The sequence below is a fragment of the Aquabacterium sp. genome (assembly GCF_016234775.1).
In the GTDB taxonomy this organism is placed as follows: domain Bacteria; phylum Pseudomonadota; class Gammaproteobacteria; order Burkholderiales; family Burkholderiaceae_C; genus Aquabacterium.
Map to the genome: position 1 here is coordinate 33,306 of NZ_JACRAH010000045.1, position 22,511 is coordinate 55,816.

At 58.1% G+C, this 22,511-nt stretch carries 14 protein-coding genes; 4 read left to right on the top strand and 10 right to left on the bottom strand.

The genetic code is table 11. From position 1 onward, the window contains the following. Positions 1-11: 11 nt before the first annotated feature. The 5 genes from HY836_RS14020 to HY836_RS14040 all read right to left on the bottom strand — a co-directional run bounded on the left by HY836_RS14020 (position 12) and on the right by HY836_RS14040 (position 11,714). Positions 12-1,424: a hypothetical protein gene (locus HY836_RS14020; protein WP_290676842.1), complete on the bottom strand. Its 1,413-nt coding sequence runs from the start codon at positions 1,422-1,424 to the stop codon at positions 12-14. Next, positions 1,421-3,151, bottom strand: a complete 1,731-nt coding sequence (locus HY836_RS14025; RefSeq protein WP_290676844.1) for a VPA1262 family N-terminal domain-containing protein — start codon at positions 3,149-3,151, stop codon at positions 1,421-1,423. Before HY836_RS14025 ends, HY836_RS14020 begins: the two co-directional genes overlap by 4 nt. Positions 3,152-3,321: 170 nt before the next feature. Next, on the bottom strand, positions 3,322-4,704 hold the full coding sequence (locus HY836_RS14030) for a hypothetical protein (RefSeq protein WP_290676846.1): 1,383 nt from the start codon (positions 4,702-4,704) through the stop codon (positions 3,322-3,324). Positions 4,705-4,898: 194 nt separating this feature from the next. Next, positions 4,899-6,323, bottom strand: coding sequence for a hypothetical protein (locus HY836_RS14035; protein WP_290676849.1), 1,425 nt, complete (start codon positions 6,321-6,323; stop codon positions 4,899-4,901). A 279-nt stretch (positions 6,324-6,602) separates the two neighbouring features. Beyond that, positions 6,603-11,714 (bottom strand): HEAT repeat domain-containing protein, encoded by a 5,112-nt coding sequence (locus tag HY836_RS14040; RefSeq protein ID WP_290676852.1) that lies wholly within the window; start codon positions 11,712-11,714, stop codon positions 6,603-6,605. Between the two features lie 846 nt (positions 11,715-12,560). On the opposite strand from HY836_RS14040, the gene HY836_RS14045 reads away from it, so the two are divergent. Further along, complete coding sequence (locus HY836_RS14045; RefSeq protein ID WP_290676855.1) at positions 12,561-13,889, top strand: AAA family ATPase; 1,329 nt, start codon at positions 12,561-12,563, stop codon at positions 13,887-13,889. Continuing rightward, positions 13,886-14,728 (top strand): hypothetical protein, encoded by an 843-nt coding sequence (locus HY836_RS14050; protein WP_290676857.1) that lies wholly within the window; start codon positions 13,886-13,888, stop codon positions 14,726-14,728. The genes HY836_RS14045 and HY836_RS14050 overlap by 4 nt, the downstream gene beginning before the upstream one ends. A gap of 54 nt (positions 14,729-14,782) precedes the next feature. Here HY836_RS14050 and HY836_RS14055 read toward each other — a convergent pair whose 3' ends face one another. The 5 genes from HY836_RS14055 to HY836_RS14075 form a co-directional block, all read right to left on the bottom strand. After that, entirely contained in the window at positions 14,783-15,313 is a 531-nt protein-coding gene (locus HY836_RS14055; RefSeq protein WP_290676860.1) for a hypothetical protein, read from the bottom strand. Between the two features lie 280 nt (positions 15,314-15,593). Further along, positions 15,594-16,232: a hypothetical protein gene (locus tag HY836_RS14060; protein WP_290676863.1), complete on the bottom strand. Its 639-nt coding sequence runs from the start codon at positions 16,230-16,232 to the stop codon at positions 15,594-15,596. A 2-nt stretch (positions 16,233-16,234) separates the two neighbouring features. Next, on the bottom strand, positions 16,235-16,936 hold the full coding sequence (locus HY836_RS14065) for an AHH domain-containing protein (protein ID WP_290676866.1): 702 nt from the start codon (positions 16,934-16,936) through the stop codon (positions 16,235-16,237). Between the two features lie 17 nt (positions 16,937-16,953). Further along, positions 16,954-18,177, bottom strand: a complete 1,224-nt coding sequence (locus tag HY836_RS14070; protein ID WP_290676868.1) for a hypothetical protein — start codon at positions 18,175-18,177, stop codon at positions 16,954-16,956. Next, the gene (locus HY836_RS14075; protein ID WP_290676871.1) at positions 18,178-21,288 is read right to left on the bottom strand and encodes a type VI secretion system Vgr family protein; all 3,111 of its coding nucleotides are present in this window, start codon (positions 21,286-21,288) and stop codon (positions 18,178-18,180) included. A gap of 162 nt (positions 21,289-21,450) precedes the next feature. Between HY836_RS14075 and HY836_RS14080 the strand changes: the two genes are divergently transcribed. Both HY836_RS14080 and HY836_RS14085 read left to right on the top strand, forming a co-directional pair. Next, positions 21,451-21,693: a cold-shock protein gene (locus HY836_RS14080; RefSeq protein ID WP_290676874.1), complete on the top strand. Its 243-nt coding sequence runs from the start codon at positions 21,451-21,453 to the stop codon at positions 21,691-21,693. Positions 21,694-21,922: 229 nt separating this feature from the next. Then, positions 21,923-22,510 (top strand): hypothetical protein, encoded by a 588-nt coding sequence (locus HY836_RS14085; RefSeq protein ID WP_290676877.1) that lies wholly within the window; start codon positions 21,923-21,925, stop codon positions 22,508-22,510. The last annotated feature ends 1 nt before the right edge of the window (position 22,511 follow it).

Here is a 22,511-nt window from a genome sequence, read left to right on the forward strand (position 1 = left end):
GAACTCCAAAGCTAAAACGTCGCCTTGCCCATATTCAGGTCGTACTTTAGGCTCCGATAGGCAGATCCATCCTCCCAGCTTGGCTTGTAAAGCGGTTCGCCCGCGAGCCATTCAGGCGCACCAGCCAGAACAGCTTCGGCGTGCGCAAGTAGCTGATAGGTCGAAATAAGCTTGAATCGTTCCGACACTGCCGGCGTGATGTCCGAATGCCAAGCATGCTCGATGGCCGCCGCTCGCGTCTCAAGCTCGACGGCCATATCGGCTCGAGTTTCAGCGGAGATGCACTCGGTCAGGTATCCCATGACCGGGTAGTCAAAGGAGCTCCTGAGTACCCGGAACAAGCTCCTCGACTCTTCGTCGCATCCGAAGTCCCACGCCTTCCATCTCTTGAAGGCTGCGGTCCATAGCCTCTGGCGGACAGGCAGGGATGCCCTGGCCCGAAACACGCCGAGCGCATCGGCCAAGTGCGGGCGACCGAAATCTGCAGTCTTTGAGATTGACGCGACGTATGCGTCTAGCGCGTCATCTGAGGCGCTGACGAGCGCGTTCCCTAGCGCGAGTTGAATCTGTGGGTATCTAGATGGATGCTCGTTCAGCACCGCCAGCCACCGAGGCCATTCCTCTGGCACTGCAGCTGCCTCGGTTAGGAGGGCCTCCCACTCGAGGGGATAGGACTGCTTGCCCGCCGCAGCAAACCTGGCCGACCTGTGAAACGCCCAGAACTTGAACGTCCAGTTCTTGCATGTCAGGGCAAGCGTGAGGGCCTGGGCCACCGGCGCGTGAAGAACATACGCGGCGACTTCAAACAAGTCATCTGCGCGGTCAACAAGGGCTTCAAGGCGAGGGCGGTCATATTGATGGAGCGCGGCCGCCGTTTGGGTCTTCAAGGGAAGCCACAGCCTGTCCTCCAGCCGATCCATCGTCCGCTCAACCGACTTCCAATCCTTGCGTGCGACATCGTCGAGCACGCTGGAAATCTGCTCGGGGCTGTAGTGCGCTCGTTCCAGGAATACCCGGCCTTCGGGACGCGTGTCGGTGAAGACCTTGGCAATGCCTTCGAGCAGCAGCGGCGGAGGACTAGGGACTGCTTGTGCGAGCTCACCCCAAAGCGCAGCGTTGCCTTCGAGCATCGTGGCTAGCACAAGCATGTCCACCAGGCGCCGCTCAGGGTTGGGCGCGCCGTCCGGGAAACTGCGCAAATGGTCTGCGAGCCAGGCGAAGAGGCCGTCGAACTTCGTAACGTTGGCGCTGTCAACATCTTCCTTGTCCGTATGGAGAAAGGGAAACTCCTCGCTCAGGCTGTAGGCTAGTGTGTCGAAGTCATCGACTCCACCCTCATACGGGAGGTTAGTGAAGCTGGGTTCTATGGGCATTGCGGCTGCTGCCCGAGCGGCGATGCCACAGAGGATGTCTCTTGATTTCATGACCATTGCCAGATGATGTGTTCAGCCTTGCTGCTTTGATTCCAAAAGTCCAGGAAGGCCGCCAACACGGGCTCTGGGTATGCAACCTCCTGAACGATGCAGTGCTCTGAGCCGATGTGGTTAATCGAAGCTCCGAGGGACCAAGCTCGAGTTCGATGGCGACCCCGACCGGGGAATATTAGGAAACGGTCGTGGAAGCTGCCCTGGATGCCCCAACTCATGCGGAAGTCGAGCTTCATGTGGGACGGACCCGTGAACGCGTTGTTTAACTGGTCCTGCTGTTTCTTGATCCAGGCCTTGCGACGGCTGGTCAGGACAGATTCTGCCCCTTCGTCGTCTGCCGGCTCAGGCGTCACGCACCACATCATCGTGCCCAGGGCCTCGTCATCATCCGTCGGCCCCAACTTTGACGGCTTCGAGGACGTGAGTCCTCTGAGCTCAGTTCCTGTGCTCTTGCAAAAGGCGAGGGTATTCAAGATGTCATTGGCAGAGAGGTACGGATCCCAGAGGTAGATCGCTCCCTCGTCGAGCACCTTGATGAGATGCCGCAGGTCCTCAAGGGCGCGCCGGTGCTCGACATCACGAGCGGCCTTACCGATACCGTATTGGAGGAATCGCTTGGACTCGACCAACTGTTTCATGCGCGCCTTCAGTTCTCGTCGAGCGACCCAGTCGATGTTTGGGCGTGGATACCCTATAACCCGCTTGCCGCCGTCGGATTGCCAGAGTTGAACAGTGTGGGTCTCCTCGTCGGTCAGTCCTTTCGCTTGGAAGATGCGTGGCTGTTCCAGTTCGACACTACAAGACGACTCGACGGACCCCCTTCCGTCCGGCGCTCGGAGTACGGCCGTAGCCGCCAACACGACCTGCTTCTCGGTGTCCCACACGGAAAACCGCAGATCGCCAGAGTTGGGAGGAATCTTTAGGCGTGCAGGCCCTACCGGAAAGTTGAAGCGTGCGAGAGAGGAAATCATCCCGTCATGCTCAACACGGTACTCACCGACTAACACTCTCTGCGGCACATCGGGATTCCAAGCCAAGTGGAGGTCCACCGGCTGGTGAGGGCGGCGGTGGAATTCCGCAATCAGTGCGCTCGAGGGAATCTGGAATAGCACGTCGCCGAGGCGGTCCGGTACGCGCTCCAGGTGCATGGGCAGCACCTTGGCAATCGAATCGCAAAGTTCCTCGAACGGAACGTCATCATTGGTCAGGTCTGTCAACGTCGACTTGGCCTCGTCCTTGAGCTCGACCACGTATGAGCCCGCCCAGAAGTTGTTCTTCAGGACGCCGTTTAAGGGGACCTCAGTGTGCGAGTCGCTGGGGCAAAACATCGCTGGCGCGGCGGTGAGCGTCCCGACCTCGAGAACTGGCTGGCCTGGCGGCATCCAAACACCTTCGCTACCATACCGCTCGATACTCTCAAGAAGCTCGGAGAGGTCGACAGGCCGCCTGGTGATACCGAATGCCCAATCTGGGACGCCTTTGAGCCGCCATGGCTTGTTCAGAAAGGGCTGCTTTGGTGCCTGAGGCCGCGCGCCGGGCTCTGCAACGTATACGGAAAAGACGTTGCGTGCCTGAAACTCGCCTACAGCTTCAAGAGGCCGCGTCGCGATGACCTCGACGGCTTCGAACCAGGTGAAGTTCCCTAGTAGCCCTGGCTCAAGAAGGTTCTTCAGCTCGGTCACTGCGTTGGCCATGTTTTCCCGGCGCTTCTTTGCTATATCCATCTGTGCCTCCCAGACACACCCATTGCGGTCCCCCGAGCGACGGCATTCGTTGATTCTCTAGTGAGCGCTCAGGACGCCGAGACGAGGAGAAATGACAGTATCGCGTCCGCCGATGTCTACATCCCGATGCGCAAGGAATCCCCGCCGCATCGGAAGTGACCACCCGCGCGTCAGGCCTGCTTGGCGTCCACTGCCCATTCACGCATCAAGCGCTGATGGTCGCTATCCTTCTCATGCTGATGGGTCAGCCTCTGCACAGCAACCACAAGAGAGTCGTCGCCGGACAGCACACTGTCGATCAAAGCGCGCAGGTGCTTGGTCGTCGACGCATCGCTGCCGATATAGCCAGCTTGGAGCAAGTCGATGAAGGCCTTCTGACGCATGTACCGGCCATCTAAGCCCTTGTAGCCCACGCGGACGTTGCCTCGCGCGGTGCGGAATGCCTTGTCCTGGAGGATTTCCTCGAAGTGGCCGAGTGGCAAGAGCACGTTCGTCGAGGTCTCCGGCTCCTGGCGTCTCACGAACTTGAAATAGAACGCCTCGCGGCTGAGTCTGAAGCCGTCTGCCTTACCGTGGCTCGGACTAAATAGTCGCATGGTTTTTAGCTGCTTTTGCAGATGCTCATCCTCTCGGTAGACCCAATCCGTAGGGGTGTCCTCACCGCCTTGCGGCTTGAGCATCTTGTATTGGACAAGCACCGCGTTGCGGTGGAAGAGGTTCAGGTAGATGAGGTCAACGCCGAACGCCTCCTCGAGCTTGCGTCGATTGGCCGTGTAGACCTCAAGGGTCTGATGGCCCTTGCGGAACGTGGCCTGGCCGCGGACGTCGCTGTCGATGAACTCGTACCCGGGAACGACGCGGGCGTCGTGCTCGATGACGCCATCCTCGTGCACGTTCAGCCTCGTTAGGCCAGTCTTCGAGCCGCGCGCGAGGTTCATCGTCGCCGCCGGCGCATCCTCAGGCAGGCCAAACGTGCGCAGCGCCATCCTGAGCGCGTCAAGTTGCTGTCGCTCGATGGATTCCGACTGCGGCTTCGTCAATCCGCCAGCCAGGGTTCGCAGTGAACCGCGGTTGGCATCGATGGCCAGGAGCTTCTCAATGAGCTTGATGCTCTCCTTCTGCCCTAGCGGGACTAGGGGCTCATCCTTGTTGAGGCGGTTCTTGATGTCCCGCTCGAACTTCTCGCCCTTGAAGAGCTTGATAAGGCCCGCCGGCGTGCTCGGTTGAATCTCGACACCTCGACGGATCGTTAGCCTGGAGTCGAACGTCGTCGCCGCGCCCTTTGTCTTGAAGACCGCAGCGTAGGCCGCAGGTTGATCTGCCTGCCCCCCAAATGGACGCGGCTTTTCAGCGAAGAAGAGGCAGACGCATGGGGTGGAGATGCCGCGGGCGTCATCGTGCTCGCGCGTCAGCGAGAACTGCCGAATCCCATCACGTGTCTCCTTCAGCCCATGCAGCTCGCGCTCTTCCAGGTTCAGGATAACTATGGGGTGGCGGGCGACGTGCGCCTTCAGCTCCCGAACCCAAGTGTCGTCGCAATCGTCTTTTTCCATGTGGCCTTACCTCCCTGTGGTCTCTTTGGATGACCGGCGCTCGCGCGATACTATTCGGCTGACCCTTTGGTTAGCGAATTGTCCGCATAGGCGACCGATTCTGTCTCGGGCGTGGCGCTACCCTCACGCTAGGCTCCTTATTCATGGAGGCAAAGCAAGTCGAAACAACAAAGCCGCGCCACGGTATGCAGTGGTCAATCCCCCACTTCAGTTCCGTCTGACACCGGCTTAAATGAGGCGTTTGGCCAACCGCGTTGGCTGAAATCCTGAAACTCTCCTTCGTAGCCGATGGCTTGGAACACCAAGCGATTGAGCAAGGTGTACACGGCGTTGCACAGAGGGTACAGCTTGGCCAACGCCGTCGGGTCGTACGTGCCCTTGGCATGTGCGGTCTTGTTGCGAAGGTCCTTCCATTGTTTGATCGACAAGCGCGTCACCACTCCAGCCGTCTCCAACGCCTTTAGCTTGTCGGTAGCGCTTGCGGCTGAACTCTTCATTGCGTCGAGTGCGCCTTTAACTCGCCGATCCAACTCAGGCACCTTGCATTTGACCTTGGCAACTCGTTGCGCAAGCGCTTCCCGTGCCGCAAGGAACTCCGACGTGGGTTTACCAATGTCGCTGAACGAGACGTTGAGGACGCCCTCGACAGCCACGCCCACCACCAGGCCGTTCAGGTCCAGCTGTCGGGTCTCCCCCGAGAAGACGTGAAAGAGCTGAGACGAGAGCGGGTGATAGGCATCTGGCTCGTCTGCGGCCAGCACATGCTCCAAGTAACGTGCAAAGAGATGCCAGTAGTGCGGCTTCATGTTTGGATGCCGATAGTCGACTGGTTCATTGAAAAACGACTTATGAACCGGTCGACGAGGCACGACCATCACCTCGCGTATTGTTCCGAACCGTTTCTCTACCATGCACCAATTCACGGAGCTGGCGGTCACATATCGCAGTGCTTCTTCGATCCGCGTTTCGATGGCGGTGGGCATTTCAGCCTCCTGTGACCGCAACAGCATGACGAAGCCCCCATCCTCAGGGGCGGCCTGTTTGGCGGAGCAATCGAAACCCGCGGCACTGAAGGTGGTCGTCGCTTGTTGGGCGCCGAGAAGGCCGAGGGCGACGCGGAGCTCGCTGAAGAAGTACATCGCGGCGCGTGCCGATGCCATATAGGGCAGGCCCACCATCTCGTGCTTCAGAGCATCCTGAAGCACCCCGGTAATCACAATACCGTGCCCAGCATCGTGGGCATCTGCTTGCACCTTGGCGCATCGCCACTCGAAGCCGTTGATGTCTCGGCCCGACATGACGAAGTAGCGCTCATCAGGAATGAGGTCGCCCGGTTTGGTTTCGTTGAACTCGCGCGCCAATTTCACGAATGGGTGTTCATGGTGCTCAGATGACTCGACGTAGAGCCTAAGCTTGAACTCGCCGTCAGTAACCACTTCCAGTAAACCCTTGCCGAGGTAGGTCGTCGGATTGGTGGCTCGTCGTTGCTGCAGACGTAGCGTCGTGAAGTCGAGAACGAGCTTGCCTTGTGAATAATCCTTGAGGAACGCGGGAATAAGCGGGGTCAGATGTTCGCTTAGTGGCTCCGGTGCTGGCTCGGGTGGGCGTGCTGCGGTCATGTTGAGTAGTAAAGTCTGTTATAGCCGGGCATGGTCGGCCTCTGATTATCGAGAGGCATTGTCCTTGCAAGGTCTCTCTTCCCATGAAAGTCCTTTGGTCGCCGACGTTTCAGACCTGAAATGTGAGTGACTGGTCCCTGTCACTCAGCGTCAGTTCGACTGCGGCGACCGACTGACAGCCAACGCTGCAAAAAAGTCGCTTACCAATCAAGGGCAACTCAAAGCTGATATGCGACCCGCGGGGGGCGGGGCATGGAAGCCGCCGATTTGCGGCAGCAGTCACTTGGAGTCGGCATCCTCAACCGCCAGCTTGATACCAGTGTTTTGAGTTTGAGCAAACAATACCTCTGCCGCACGGTCAAGCCGCTCGACCTCGTCTTCTCCGCAGTGCGCCCAGTTGGCCTCCTTAAACAAACGCATCTCTATCAGCGCATAGGAGGCGGCGTCCCTTTCCAGCACACGCATGATTGACTGGAATCGATGCGGATTCATGGGGGCCACCAGAAGCGATTCCAGCAGTTGCGGCCAGTTTGGAATCGCATCGAAACGGGGATGCTCGATGAGGCGATGAAAGCCGTGCCATAACGCAAAGGCGGCATCGTTCTGGGCATGGTCGGCTTTCACCTCAAACCGTCGGATCCAGCGGTGCAGCAACCCTTCAAGGATGGGCTGGATTTCCGGCACGTCGATGCGCTTGGCCAGGATGCATAACCCTTGGAAGACATCATCGCCGCCTACCGCGAGAAAGCGAGTCAAGGCGGGAACGAGACGATGATCGATCTCAAGCTGAGCAGACAGTGCATAGGCATTTTTGCAGAGAGCGGGCATCATGACCTCTTCCGCCTCCGCCAGTGCTTCATAGAACCGCACAGTGTCGCCCTGCGCAGCCAGGCATGCAAGAAAATCGGCGGCATAGCTATCGCCGATGCGGCCTTCTAGCTGCGCTGTGTGCCAAGGCATGGACAGCTTGAATCTATTGGCCGCAGCAATCGCTTTGCGCAAGCGCTCTTGCATGGATGGCCCGCCACGATACGTGGTGCGAACCTGGCTGACGCGATGACCTAGCTTTGAAAAGGAGACCGCTGGAATGAAGACCGTCTCACCTTGTTCAGGATCGTTCTTTGGATCGGCCAAGCAGATAAGTGTTTCGCACTCATCCTCTTCGATGGATCGGAGGACCATGGGCCCCTCCCGAACTGGTCCATTGAATCTCCCAACCAACAGATCTCTCGCCGACCAGAAACTCAGCGACACAATGACTGCCCCCTGATCTGTCTGCGCAGCATTTGCACCCGCATCTGAACTCACCTTCGCCGTTCTTGGTGTAGCAAGCTGATCGAGGAACTCCTTCACGACACGGTCATTCACCCAAGCCGCTTTTGCGATGGCAGTTTGCAGACTTTGCCCAAGCTCCAAGCCACGCTCAGGAAACCTGGACCGTTCCATCAAAGCCCGTATAGCCAGCCAGACATGACTGGCGGACGCCAGGTGTGCGTCGATCCGATCCACCTTGCCCTGAATCCGCAAAGCCCGCAGCACTGCCGCTTGTAGCAAAGGAATGTGAAGAGCATTGTTCAACTGCTCTCCCGGGCATGCTCTCACCGCCCCTTCGACAAGAGCGTCATAGAGCCACCCAGCTATGTCTGCGCCAGGGGGCAAATCGGACCTGTCAAAGGTACGCTGCCATGAAGCTTCGAAGTATGGTTCAAAGCAACTCACGAACCCAGCCCGGTTACCTTGGAAAAGCTGTCTCAGACCTCCATCAGCCTCGGGAAAAACCGCTGTCAGTGCTTCATGAGCAAAGAGACTTCGATGACGATCGATTGTGAAGGGCGAGTACTCCGCCATCACGACGGGTTCGATACGCGCGAGCGCCACTTCATAGGGCAATCTGCCTGCCGCAGCGATCGCGGCCCGCCGCACAGACCAGAGCTGTGTCTGGTTTGTCGCAATCGCAACTAAGCGGTCCGCCGCACGCACATCCCGCGTCCGGTGCGCGAGCACGCACCACCACAAGTCGGCTGCTGGGGTATGTGATCTTGCGGCAAGATCTTCGGCGGACTTCGCGCCTGAGGCGAGGATCGCGGTCGCCAGGACAGCTTGAATCTCTGGCAACACCTCCCGGCCATAGTGCTCGATCAGCCGCGGCAATGCCGCATGATCTCGCCGCCGAGCCAGCGCGTAGGCCGCGCTAAAGCGCACCCATTCTTTTGGATGAGCTAGCGCTTGAAGAAGCGCATCCGTCGCGTCTCGTCCTGGCGTCTGCCCTTGCCGCGCGATGATGCCGGGTAGCTGGACGGCCACGTGGTCATCGCCTGATACCAAAGCCTCTTTCAAGATGGGAATCGCTGCCGCAAAGGGCGCCATGCTGGCAATGACTTGCAGGATCGGAACCCAATGGGGCCAGTTCGCGGAATCATTTGTCTGAAGGCGGTCCACCAACTTATTCAGTTGGGCACCGGACGATGCCAGTGTGATCAAGGCCTGAGCGCGATCCACAAATCCAACTGATTGATCTTCCACCCGCCTCTCGTATGGACGCCAGTCGATGAGCGTCGGCACCACGGCAGGAACCATTCGGGCCAAAGCGCCAGCGGCATCCAGGCGCTCATTGAGCCCCTCGCATAACTCCAGCGTTCTCGGCTCGCCCAGGTACAGGAGAATCCGGATGGCATTGGCAAGTCCAGGGCCATCCAAGGCTTGAGCTTGCAAGACCGCCACGCAAGGAGCACGCAATGCTTTGCGTGCGTGCCAGATCATTCCTCCCAGCGGCCCCAAGCACGGCCCGCGGACTCTGATCATTTCAGAAGGTTCGACGGCCGGGAGCGCCCGCAGAAGATCTGAGACATCTTCAGGCGAGCGGATCTGCATGGTGAATGCGGGCCAGCCGCCATCCCGGCCTGACTCTGCCAACAAGGGATGCTTCCAAAGGTACTGCAACGCGTGTTGCAATGACGCCAAGCCACCTTGCAACAGAAGAGATAGCAGAAGCTTCTGAACTGCTTCGGGTTGCCGGTCGAAAAGAGCCATCGTGGAAGGGCCGATCACCACCCTTTGGCGACGTGCGGCAAAGGGCAGTTCGCTCAGCACGCCCGACATCGCATTTGGATTGGGCACGGTTCGGATCAAAAGTTCGATCAGGGCATCCAACCGCGATGGCTCAATCGCAAGAATGGCTTCAATGATGGGTTTTGCCCATTGGGGATCCGAAGACAGTCGCTCGGACTGAACACGGAGCAAGTCCAAGAGTGCCTCAGTGACCGACTGATCACCCAGCTCCTTGAGCATGCTGGGTAAGAGATAGTCTTCTTCGATCCTTTCACCATTGGCGACAACGGTTACGACCTCCGCTGCGGAGACGAGTTGGTGACGAATCAGGAATGGCCAAAGTGCCGCCCAACAATCACCGGCCAGGAAGGCTTCCCTTGCACGAGCCTGGGCTTGTGCGCTCTGGCCTGACTTCTCCAAGTGAAAGACCACGGCGCCGACCTGGCCCTGCTTCTGGTACCAGTCCGCTAAAGTGGCGTGGGCATCCAGTCGCGTCTGGGGCGCGATTAGCTCTTCAAGCCCCGCGCGAACGGTTTCGTGCATCTCCAGGGTCTCTCCATCGTGCAGACGCAACAAGCCCAAATCAAGCAATTCCCGAATCGCCGAGCCCACGTTGTCACGACGAAAAACACTTTCCGCATCAGCTCGCCGGAACGGAAGTGCGAAGCAGGTTAGCTTCTCAGCCGCCGCACGCGCACCGTCAGACACCCGGCCAAAACGGCTCCTTTCAGCAAAGGCCAACCGGTCGTCTGCCGGGCGTGCTGCAATCGACTCCCTTTCCTCTGGTGTGTCGACTTGGGCGATTGCCCGAGCCAAGCTGACGTTGAGGCCGGCAGCACGACCAGCGGTCAGTTGATGGTAGAGGTCCCACAGTTCAACCCGATCAGCTTCTTTGTGGCGCATTTGAACTAGCTTGACAAACTCTTCAAAGTTCAGCCCGGGCGCATCGATACTGCTTACGCCAATCTGTGCCTGCTCCTGTGGTGTGACTTCTCGAAACACACGCTCCTGTCCAAAGACAATGAGCCGCAAGGTGTTACAAGACAACGCGCGGACGAACGTCGCGAGGTCTCTCCCAAAGCTGGGTGGTTCACTTCCTTCGACCAGGTCTAATAGCAACAATGTTTCGCTGGGCATGCTGGAAAAGGCCTTCGCCAAGGCTGACAGGGCACTTTCATTGGCTTGATCAGGCTGAATCGCGACAGCAAACGGTTCTGACAGACCTCGGCGCCGAAGATGAAATGCCGCACCAACAAGACAATCGCGAAGGCTGGTGCCGGAGCGCACTTCGGCATACAGCGCGGCGCGCTGCGAATGGATCAACCGCGCTCTTTCAAGGATCTCCGCTGCCAATCGCGTCTTGCCCGCACCGGAAATCCCGACGACCTCCATGGCCACTCCGGCCCAGGGATCGATGAAGCTCGCGGCCAGAGATGGCCGTCCAATATGATCTGTTTCCAGCGGTGGTGGCGCCTTGATGGGAACCATCTGCGGCCAGACGCACCGCAACTCGGTCTCGAGGTCTTCGCGATTGAACGTCAACCCCGGTTCTTTAGCGATGTCATTGATGAAGCCTCGCAGGTTGCGGAACAGGGTGTCTTTGACAATCGACCGTTGAAGACGATATCGCTGTTCCAGGTGTCGCATCACACGCTCGGCCACCTCTTCTTCACGACCGTTCGCATCTATGAACTGGGTTCGTTGAAGAACGCTTGGCAGAAGTCTGTGCAGCCGTTCGGCCTCCTGAGAATAACGTTGGAAAAATGCTGCTCCCGCAGCACCGTGGCGCCGAGCGAACGTGTTGGCTGAGGTCACCAGCGCCGCCAGCGCTTCTTTGGGGTCATCCGACAACTGCGAGGGAATTCGGCGCTTCGATGCGGATCGAGCAGCAACAGATCCATCGCGAAGAAGTTGTTGTGCTTGAGCGCGCGCGAGGCTGTGAATCACGACCCAATACCCGCTCGAGGCTTTAAAGGGAGCCTCAACACCTGCATCGAACAATCTTCGAACCGCTGTCGCGATTGAATCGCCAAGCACGAAATACTGCTGGTCGTCGTTGTCCGCCAAGCGAGTCAGGACTTTAGGCAGGAGATCGCGAACGACATCTGCCAAGCTCCAGGATGATGGCTTGGGTCGGGCTAAGGCGTCTTCCCTGGGCTTCTTAACCTGGATAAAGCGATGGCGCTCGGCGCCAGCCTCCGTCCATCGCAGATCAAGATCATCCTTGCCTTCAGGCCGAACGATTGCGCCGGGTCCATGGCTCTCGAAATGTTGGAAGAGCAGATCTAGGATGACGGTGGCCTGGTAGTCAAAACCACGGATTGCACTGATACCTCCTGACATTATTCGTCAAACTCGGGAATTCCCGCAGCCCTCATATCAGTGCCGACACCACAAGCGCGTTTCGCATCAAAGTGGGATTCGCTCCATTCGGTCAACTCTATCAGACATCCCCTTCTCGTCGATCCGATCAGGCGATGCCAAGCCGCTGCAGGACAAAGCTCCTGCGAAGACCGCAGTGGGTCGGTACCGTTAGTTCGCAAGGAGGGCCAACAGTCGTTCAAGCAGCAGACAGGCCGAATCGCAACCCTTGGTCGGCTGTGCATCTCGCAGCGGTCGGTCAAATCAGCACAAGTTGCCAAATCGAATGTCAGGTTGCGGACGCCTACCGTGAGCAGATCTGCCGACCGCGATTGGCTCCTAACGCTGCGAAGCTGCCGGTCGCTTTGACTTTCTGAAACTGGTCGGGGTCATTCTCGGGAAGAAGTTTGGATGACTGCATCGATCACAAGCAGTCAATCGACGGGCAAGGAGGCGCATGGCCTCCCCGATGCCAGCCTCTTAGCATAGAGATTCCAACCTGAATGTTTGGCCCTCGGCACAATGTGGGCGGGTATGCCCCCTGAACAGTATCTCTTCCATTCAACTCGACAACCCTAGGTTGCCGGCCGACCCTGCGGATTGACAATTGATTCAAGCGCTAAGAACGAACCACAATCGACGACAAGCCCTTCGTCATCCAGGGCTGGTCGGGTTATCTCACTGCTAACTATGTGGGAGGTTACTATTCGCCTGAACAATCCGCACTCTTGTTTGCAAATCAGTCAGGGCAGTTGACTTGCAAGGCCCGCGCCAGGGTGAATCTGGTCCATCGATGATTTGTGCGGACCAACAGATGAGGTGGTAGTGATGTTTCTTTCCAGAGTCTCGCTGAGCAATGTACGGTCCATAGAGTCGATGACGCTCGACTTCTCAACCGGTCTAGGCAGCAATCGACGCTGGACCCTGCTGCTGGGTGAAAACGGTTGTGGCAAGAGCTCTGTTCTTAGGGCAACGGCGCTATTGTTGGCGGGTAGCGACGCACTGCCTGATCTGCTCGGTGAGCCCGATGCATGGATTCGAAACGGTGCCAAGCAATGTCGCATCGAAGGCACGCTTGTGACGGCCAAGGGTGAATCCAGAGAGATCTCGTTGGTCATCAACCGGGGCGATCGCCTAAAGTCCATCTACGATCGAAACGGAAATTCACTGGAGGCTCTTGACGCTGCGATCGCTCACGCGGATCGCAACTATTTCGTCCTTGGGTATGGCGTATCCAGGCGCCCGTCATCGGGCAAGTCCAGCGCAGCGGTCTTCGAGGAAAAAAAACGCTCACCGCGCGCCCAGGCCTTGGCAACCATGTTCTCGTCAGATGCGCCATTGGTCTCGCTCGAACAGTGGGCCATGGACCTCGACTATCGCAAGGGCAGGAACTCAATAGCCGCTGTGCGATTCGCGCTGGACCGGCTGTTGCCAGAGATGAAGTTCATGGGTATCGATCGAAAGGAACGTCATCTAGTTTTCAACACCGTCGATGGTGAGGTGCCACTTAGCCAGCTCTCGGATGGATACCAGAACATGGCTGCGTGGTGCGGGGATCTGTTGTATCGGATAACGGAGGCTTTTCCTGATCGAAAGGACCCGCTCAACGCGCGAGGCGTGCTTCTCATCGATGAACTCGATCTTCACCTGCATCCTGCATGGCGCCGAAAGCTCGTTAACTTCCTTTCCGACACATTGCCGAACTTCCAATTCTTGGCCACCACGCACTCAGCACTGACGGCTCAGCAAAGTGGGGAAGGTGAACTCTACGTGATTCGCCGAGAAGGAACCAAGCAACGACCGACCTTAGTGCCCTTTAGCGGGGAGCCGCGAAAGATGATGTTGCATCAACTTCTGATGAGTCCGATGTTCGGATTGGCATCAATGGACTCTGTAGAGGTTGAACAAGCTCGCGCGGACATGCGAAGGCTTCGTGATAAGAAGTCAGCGCTTACGGCATCAGAGCGAGCACAAATGGTTCACTTGCGGCAAGTGCTACAAGCGGCGCCAGATTGGGATGCCGTGCCGCATTACGCCCGTGAGCAGGTTGCATTGCTAAAGGACATCAAGACTTCCATGTTGAAGGAGGGGGAGCGCACGACTGTTTCCGCGAAGAAGCTGCAGACTACGCTCAAGTCCTTGGGGAGCAAGAAGTGATTAAGCTTCAACGAACACGCGCCGCCAATCAATTGAAGGGGTTCACAGGTGCGGCGCTCGAATCCAAGCTCGAAAGGCTACTTGGCTACTACTACGACGGCGGCGGAACGGTTGATTTCAAGCCCAAAACCAGACAGGTCTGGTCCAAGGCAAAGGCGCAGCTCAAGCTAGAGTCGTCAAACAAGTGCGCCTACTGTGAGGCCGACACTGCCGCGGTGGCCCATGGTGACGTCGAACATTTCCGCCCCAAGAGCGAGTACTGGTGGCTCGCATATTGCTACGACAACTACACCTTCAGTTGTCAGATCTGCAATCAGACTTATAAGAGCAATTTTTTCCCCATCGTGGGAAAGAAATTGCCCCGTCCGAAGCTGCCTGCCGTAGTGCCGACTGATCCGGCAAGGCTTGCGAAGGTGGTCTCTAGCCTTTGTCCGGACCCCGCCAAAGCGACCGATGCGGCCGTCAAGAAGCTGCTTTCAGCAGAAAACGCCGATCTGCCTGATCCCTACTTGATAGATCCGGAACGGTTGTTCGCCTGGAGGGCTGATCCCGACACCAAGGAGGTCTGGATCGTTGCGAAGGGGGGTACCGTTCGCGCCAAGCGCGCTCTCAAGGCTGCTGAGTCAGTCCTGGGCCTCAATCGGTCGGAGTTACTGCGATTGCGCTGGAATCACTACGATGAGTTGGAGACCTTGGTCCTCGTGCTGCAGGAAGGCAACTTCTCCGATGACAAAAAGCTGCAGATTCTGGAAAAGGTCAAACGCCTCGCAGGCAGTGACCGTCCATTCGCTGCCATGAAGCGCTTTTACCTGAGGTCTTGGGGACTTTTGCCCAATTAGAGCTCTTTTTTGCCCTGGGTATCCGCATGTCTTGACCGATGCCAAGCAGCCAAGTTATTCAGTCGGCTTCTGCATAGTTGTTTTTGCCGGGACCACAGTGTCCAAAAGGTATGTCGGCACACGCCTTTGCAGGTAACCGTCCAGTTCAGCAACAAATGCATTTCTCGCATTCACTGCTAGCTCGTAGGCCTTGCCTTCACCATATTTCTCAACTGAAAAGCTCTTCTTCCTTGGAGGCTTGAGGCCGGCAGGGGTTCGAGCTTCCCAAGAGACATGGACGCGAACATTGCCGGCGCGATCCTTCTTTAACGTTCTCATCAAGTAGACGCCTGGATGTCCTGATGAGTTGTTTCTACGTTCGATAGAGCAGTATGCGGCGAGAGTCATTGTCTTGACCATGCTGGCAATTTCATCGCGCCATGCAATGGCGGCCAGGAGGGCAGCCTCCGTGCCTCCATGTCGAGAGGCCGTGAAGCACTTGCGATACTCATTGCCTTGCCTGCAAATTTCAACACTCCATCCTCGCTGACCGCCGGAGCAGACAGGCTTGATGGCGTACAGCTTCTGACTGAGTTGCTTTGACATGCTCGAACCCATTCGAATCAATCAATACTTATCGGGATAGTCCTGAAGTCGGAGGATCTGCACACTGGATACGCCTCCAAAAATTGCTGCCAAGGATTGGTGAACTACGGCAAAGCCCTCTTGAGTGCTGCCCATTTGGAACAGCAAGCGACTCTGCTTGTCCACATGATCGAGTACCTTGTCATCCAAGTTGAACTTATAGACCTGATGGAGTTCGACTCCACCTAGCTCTAGCGGTGGTTCTGCTTGGTGTAAAGACCGTAACCTCTCCAAGCACGAATCAGTACTCGTCTTCGAAGTGCGGAACGGCAATGACCTGAGCTCCTCCTGCCCGAGTGAATAGGCCTGCGACCGAGCGATGTGCAAAGACAAATGGATCAAGTGATGCACCCATCTGGAAAACCAGGCGCTCCTCAATTGGCGTCGTATCGAGTACCCCTTCGTCCAAGCTGAACTGGTAGACCTGATAGAAGTCCATTCCTCCGATACTGAGGGGCGGATTGCTTTGCGAGAAATCCGATTTGGCGCGATCCCAACAATCGAGTCTGCTCAGGAACGTCATGAACCAATAGTCTTCGTTCCATGTACCCCAGTCATCGACGTAGATGGCTGGTTGCAGTGCCACGTTGGGCATGTCGAGGTGGAGCAATTTTTCCCGAAGAGCTCCGCTGATGACAGGGTGCGCGCCTGCAAATAGCACTTCGGGCGGGTGCTTGATCGTCGTGCGCCCGTACTTCGTGTTGTAGTCAGATGCTCCGTTTCTAAACAATAGAGGTTTGCTTCCTACAGGCAGAACCGAGTGCTCAAACGGAAGCTTGGCCGTAGCTTCGTCAGGCGTGAGAAACGGAAAGACATTGGTATTGAGATCATCCTGACGAGGCAGGACAATCATGTAGTACTCCTGATCGTACTTGCTCATTCTTATTCTCCGACAACAGGTGTGTAGCGCCCGATGGGGTGGTACTTGATGCTTTCCTTGCGCTGCCCTGAGCCTTGACATCCAAGGTGACTGCGTTCAGTCGGGCAGCGACGACTGTCATCATGATTGCCCACTGAGTCGACTCCAGCGCATCCAACATGGTTGCCCAACGAGAAGTGATCTGCGATGTTTGTGAGGCGGGCTCGCTTTGGCCGGTCAACGATTGTGTCAAGGATCTCTCGGCTGAGTGCGTCCAACTTTGTTTTGACGACGCCACGCGCTGGATCGTCCAGTCCTGTGCATTGCCGCTCCAACGCAAGCTTGAGGCCATGTATCCGAGTGGCAATCATCGAGTGATAGCTGAAAGGATGCTCGTCGTCATCGTAATCGTCCTCTTCAGAATCTAACCTCGGGGGGCGTTCACTGATCGCAGTGTGATCGCCTCGATGGGGCTGCACTTTCAGATGGCATGCACCCTGAAGCGTGCAGGGTAGGAAAACAAGGTTCGGTCCCAGGTTAATGTCGTATCCAAACTCTTCCAGCTTGGCGCCCATGCCCGACATCTTCACGCCTTCGGCAGAAATGATGTGATGAGCTTGCATGCGTACACCTTGGTTCTTCGGGTGCGTCAGCTTTCCTTTGATGGATCTGTTCATCAGGCCAAGGTACTTGCTGTCCTTGGAAGTGTTTCCTCTCAGAAGCATGGTCTTCTTCTTGATGATTATTTGTAGACGACGATTCCTCGCGGACCGCGCGGGGTTCTGTGTGCAGTACTGCCGCAACGTCTGCAGCGAATGTCTCGCTTGATCAGAGAGCGCTTGGCACCCAGTTTTTGCTGAGTCTTGCCGCGCAAGCGAAGGCCCTTTAATCGAGCAACAACCAACTTCTCGCCAAGATCCTGCAGCCGATTGGCAGCGTCGCAAAGTGTCTCGATCATCCGAATGAACGCATCCAGGGCTTCTTTCGCCTTCTCAATCTTGCGTGCTGCATTGGCAACTTTGGCGCTGCTCATCGCCAAGCGAGTGACCAGGGCCGTCACACGAGCAGCAACAGCAGCACCAGCGGTAAGAAGCGCAGAGATGATGATCATCACCACCTCAATCAGGATGTACATGGCGCCTTTACCGGCAATGTAGGCCAGGAAGTTGGGCGGGACGGCCTCCATCATCAGCCCCACATAAGCCATGAATGTCACTGCGCTGTCGTGATCACTGATGATCTCCAGCACCGCATAGAAATTCGGGTTGTTCTTGATCTCCTTGGCGAGCGCGGGATCAATGTCCTTCACCACTGTGTCTACGAAGGATTGAACGCCCTTGATGTCACCGCTGGCGATCAGCTCGGGTACGCCCAGGATGGCTTGCCTGTGCGCATAAAACTTCTGGGCCTTCTCCACCATCTCTTTGGTGGTTTCAACTGCCTCATTGACTGTCTTGGCGTACTGCTGCAGCTCAGCCTCGTAGGTTTTCTCGACCTCTTCAATCTGCGCAGACCACCATCCCCAACTACGTAAGGTTGTGTCTTGTGAACTGTTGAGTTGTTGCACCTTGTTGTAGGTTGCATTCGCCTTGTTCACGATGTCCTGGGTAGTCTTGCTGGCGTAGTCATAGCCTGCATCGACAGCCGATCCGGCCATGGATTTGACCTTGCCACCCAGCTCTACCCAAGTCTCCTTTTTGAACATGTCCTTGAAGTCATCCGTCCAGGCACCGGCGCCATCACCTGCGCCTTGACGCACGCTTCTAGCGATAGAGAGCAAAGGACCAGAATCCCATTCCCTCTGAAATGGCAGCATGTATTCAACCAGCCCTTCATATGCGCCGTGCAATTGCAAGACAAGCAATGACCGGTCGTCTTCGATCTCTTTTTCTGTGATGTTTGGTACGGCGGTAATCGAGACATCCCCGCTCTTAGGGACCATGACCTGCCAATCTTTCTCAGCCATTTAGACTTCCTTGCGAACGCTTGCCGATTCAATGGCGGTCTTGCCTGCCACATCGATCTTCAGGTTATCCAGTGGCCATGAGGTGCCCCAGGCATCGTCATAGAGGCCCTCAACTGAAACCCAAGAGGTTTCGCTGTTGGGCATAACTGGCATCGTGTAGTTCTGAGTGCCTCCACCAACCATCGATTTCTGTCCCGCCTGCACGGTGATCTTGCCCGGGCACTGCGCCGTGAAGCTGCCACCCTCAATCGTGATGCTCGCCCCACCGCTCACCGCCAGCGTCACCTTCTTGGCAGCGGCAATGTTCACCACCCCACTCGCCGTCTTCAACTGCAACTCCTGCTTGGCCGCAATCTGCGCCGGGCCGGCTTGAGCCTGCATGTCGATCGGGCCTTGGGCGGCGATCACGGTCAGGCCTTTGCCTGCAGCTTCCGAACCGGGTTGAATCGCGCCGGCCAACAAGCCAATGGCCTGCCCCGTGTGGATGCGAGCCTGGCCACCCACTGCAAAGTGCGTGTCCTGCCCGCTGGCGATCTGGGTGGTGTCTTGCGCACTCAGGTGCAGGTCCTGGCCAGCCGTTAGGCCGATGCCGGCTTTGCCGACCAGGGCGATGTTGGGATCCGCCATGTGCGGTACTTTGCTCTGGCCCGTGCGGGTGGCTTTGTCTGCCGCGTCTGCCTGGGCATTGGCCAGGCTGCTGGTGCTGACCATGCCGCTGAGGCTCTTGCTCAAGGCTGCCGAAGGGGCGGCCTTGTCGTCCAGGTTGCTCTTGTTGCCGCCCACGCTGCCGGCTGTTGTGGCCAGCCCAACTGTCTGGTGGGTGCCTGCGGCCTGGTGGAAGGTGCTGGCCAGTTGCTGGGCCTGTTTGGCCAGGGCCATGCCGGGGGCGTTGTCGCCGGCCGGGGTGCTGGTTTGGCCGAGGCCGTTGCCCAGCCCGAAGGTGCTGAGCATCACGCCGCGCGCAGCGCGCAGGCCGCCCCAGGCGTCGGTGCGCAATTCGAAGCCTTGGCCGCGGAAGCTGCCGCGGTGGTTGTCAGCCTGGTGCAGCAGGTGGCCCATTTGTAGCCAGGTCTGGCTTTGGGTGCTGTGCAGTTGGGTGCGTAGTTGGCCGGGGGTGTCGTCGAACACGAGCTGGTTGTAGCCGCTGCCACCAAACTCCTTGCTCTTGACGCCGCTGAGCGCTGCTGCGTTGTTCTGGCCTTCGCTGCCTTCGGTGGCCGCATTGGGGGCAGCACCGTGCCAGGCAGGGCTGTGGCCGCCGGAGCCGGCGCCCACCAGGTTCATCTGGCTGCTGGGGCTGAGGTCGGTGGATTCGGCCAGGGCAGCGGAGTCGGCTTCAGCGGCCTGGCCGCCGGGTGTGCGGGGCACACCGGATTCGCCTCGGCCGTTGTAGAGCGCGGCCATGACGAAGGGACGGTCGATGTCGTTGCCCAGGAAGCCGACCAGCACTTCTTGCCCGATGCGGGGGATGAACTGGTGGCCCATGCCAGGGCCTGCCAGGCGCTGCATGACGCGCAGCCAGCAGCTGTGGTCGATGTTGGCGCGCTGGGGCGCAAAGGCATTGGCTTGCCAGTGGAACTTGACCTTGATGCGGCCAAGCTGGTCGGTGTAGAGCTCGTCGGCGCCGCTGGCGTTCACGTTGCCGCCCGGGCCCACGACGATGGCGGTTTGCGGGCCCAGTGCGGTGGGCCTGGGGCGGGGGCGCAGGCCCGTGTCGTCCATCAGCACGGCCCGCCAGGGCACGTTGCGGCGCAGGGCCTGGAACTGGCAGGCAAAGCCGCTTTGGCCGGCTTGCTGGTGCAGGGCTGCCCGGTCCACGGGGATGTGGTCGCGGCCACCTGCGGCGTTATCCAGGGCAGGCAGATCGGCTTCGCCCAGAGTCTGGGCAATGCGGTGGCTCAGGTCCTTGGGCAGGTTGTTGATGCCGACCACGTCACAGCGGGTCACGAAGAACTGTTTGTCGTCGTCACTCAGGCCGAAGGCTGACAGCGGATCGAGCGTGGATTGGGTGACGGCAAACCAGGTGCCGGCGCGCAGGGTGCGCACGGTGCCGCGGCCCAGCCAGGTCTTGTAGCGGGCTTCGTGGGCTTCTTGCAGTCGGGTGGCGGCGAACTGGGCTTCGGCGTTGTTGCCAAAGACGAAATCGCCCGTAGGGTCATAGCTGGTGAGCCAGCTTTGCAGGCTGGTGGCCTCGTTGCCGCCCCAGTCGTGGGCGGTGGGGGCATCGGCCGTGATGGCGGCGTTGGCCTTGTAGTCCCAACCTTGCACGGCGGTGGCCGTGGGGCCGATCTGGCGCATGCTGCCCAGGGCCTGGATGCTGTCTTGCGCCTCCTGGCTGCTGCTGCGGTGGTAGCGAATGCCGGCGCCGCCCAGGCTGCTGGCGCTGATGGCGTCTTCGGGTTGCTGGCTGCTGTTGGTGAAAAAGACGAGGGTGTGGCCGCCCGGTGCGGCTTCGGCTTCTTCCACACGCCAGCAAATGCCTTCTTCGGCCAGCAGGCGTTGAACGAAGGCCAGATCGGTTTCGCGGTATTGCACGCAGTAGGCGCGGCGGCCGGCGTTGCGGGCGAACAGGCCTTCGGCCACATAACGTTCGACGTCATCGTCCCATTTCCAGGCGGCGATGGTGTCGTGGTCGGCGAAGACGTCTTCCACGATCTCGACCACGGATTGGTCTTGCCAGACGCGGCTGTTGAGCGTGTGGCCCAGCAGCGCGATCCAGGGTTGTACCAGCAGGCCCTTGCGGGCAAAGCCGCCATCGGCTTCGAGCGAGCGGGCTTCGGTCACGTAGCCGCTGCGGCGGGCGCGGCTGCCGTCGGCCAGCGTGGTCTGCAGGGTGATGGGGCGGGCGTAGAGCTGCTTGAGCTCGACGTGGGTGTTGAGCACCAGGGCGTTGATGTAGAGCGAAAACGGCTCGGATACGGCCTCGTGCAACGCGAAGCTCTCGACCATCAGGTCGGCGGGCAGGCTGCGCTCGCTGCTGGGTGCACTCAGGGTGTAGAGGCGGGTTTCGCTAGCCCACTGCCCAAAGAGTGCAGTGAGTGCTTTATCCACGATCGTGCTCAGTGATGGCAATGCAGAAGCAAGCTCACCAGGCAAAGATGGCAAAGCCATGGCTGGTCCCTGTAATTTCGGTTTATTTGGAGTCAGATTCTCGGTGAGGACATCTTCTCCGCACGCCCCTCTGTTGGGTGAGCATGCAACCGGCTGTAACCAGACAACCGCTATGGAGCAAACCACCATCTACACTGCCTAAAAGAAGTAATGGGAGTGGTTATGGCTATCGGAACAGTCAAGTGGTTCAGCGACGTCAAAGGCTACGGCTTCATCGCCACGCCGGAGGTCGATGCCGATGTGTTTGTGCACTTCTCATCCATTTCGATGGATGGGTTCAGAACACTCAATCCAAACGATGAAGTGAGCTTCGAGCTCGTGCGTGCGGACAAGGGGTACCTAGCTCAGCAAGTCAGGTCAGCTTGCGCCAGCTCGGCGACGGCACCGGAAGTCGGCGCGGCATAAAAAAGGCTCGCTGACATTAAGCCAGCGAGCGCGAAGCGCAACGCTGTCAACACGGTGCGCACCGGCTCAGGGAGGAAAAGCCGGGCCCGAGGTACGAACCTACTGGGCGATTTGCATCATAAGTGCAGATCTCCTGGGTCAAACCATCCGTTTACACGGAACAACCTGCCGTTTGTAACGCAGGCCTGTCGTTGTTGCAGGCTTGGTCAAATCAACTAGGGAACCTGAAATGCTTCAACTGTTCAATCCACGATTGATCCTCGCCACTTCTTTGACGGTAGCGCTCAGTGGTTGTCTGATTCCTGAAAAGTTCACTGCGAAGGTGGACATCAAGCCGGATGCTTCGTATCGATATCAGTACCAAGGCACGGCCGTGCACATGTTGGCAGCCATGCAAATTCAAAAGGCCGGGCATCTGACCGCCAAGGATGAGGCACAGCTGAAAGCTGATGCAGACAAGGCAACAAAAGCCGATGGCGTCAAGAAGCTGACATATCAAGGCGCAGGTCAGTACGAGGTGAATGTCGATCGCGATGTGGCCCCTGGCCAGCGGTCACCCGTCCTCAACATTGTGTCGCTGGTCAAGGGTAAGGATGACGCCTACACCTTGACTGCCTCAGAGCTCAAACCCAAAGATCGCGATGGCTTGATGGGCCTTGGCATCAAGGTAGACGGTACCGTTGAAGTGACGCTGCCGCCCAATGCCAAGGTGATCAGTCAAAACGCCACCAGCACGCCAGGCGTTTTTTCTAAGGCATACGGTTGGAAAGTCAACGGTTATGACGCCAGACCCGTTTTGACTTTCAAACTCAATTAAT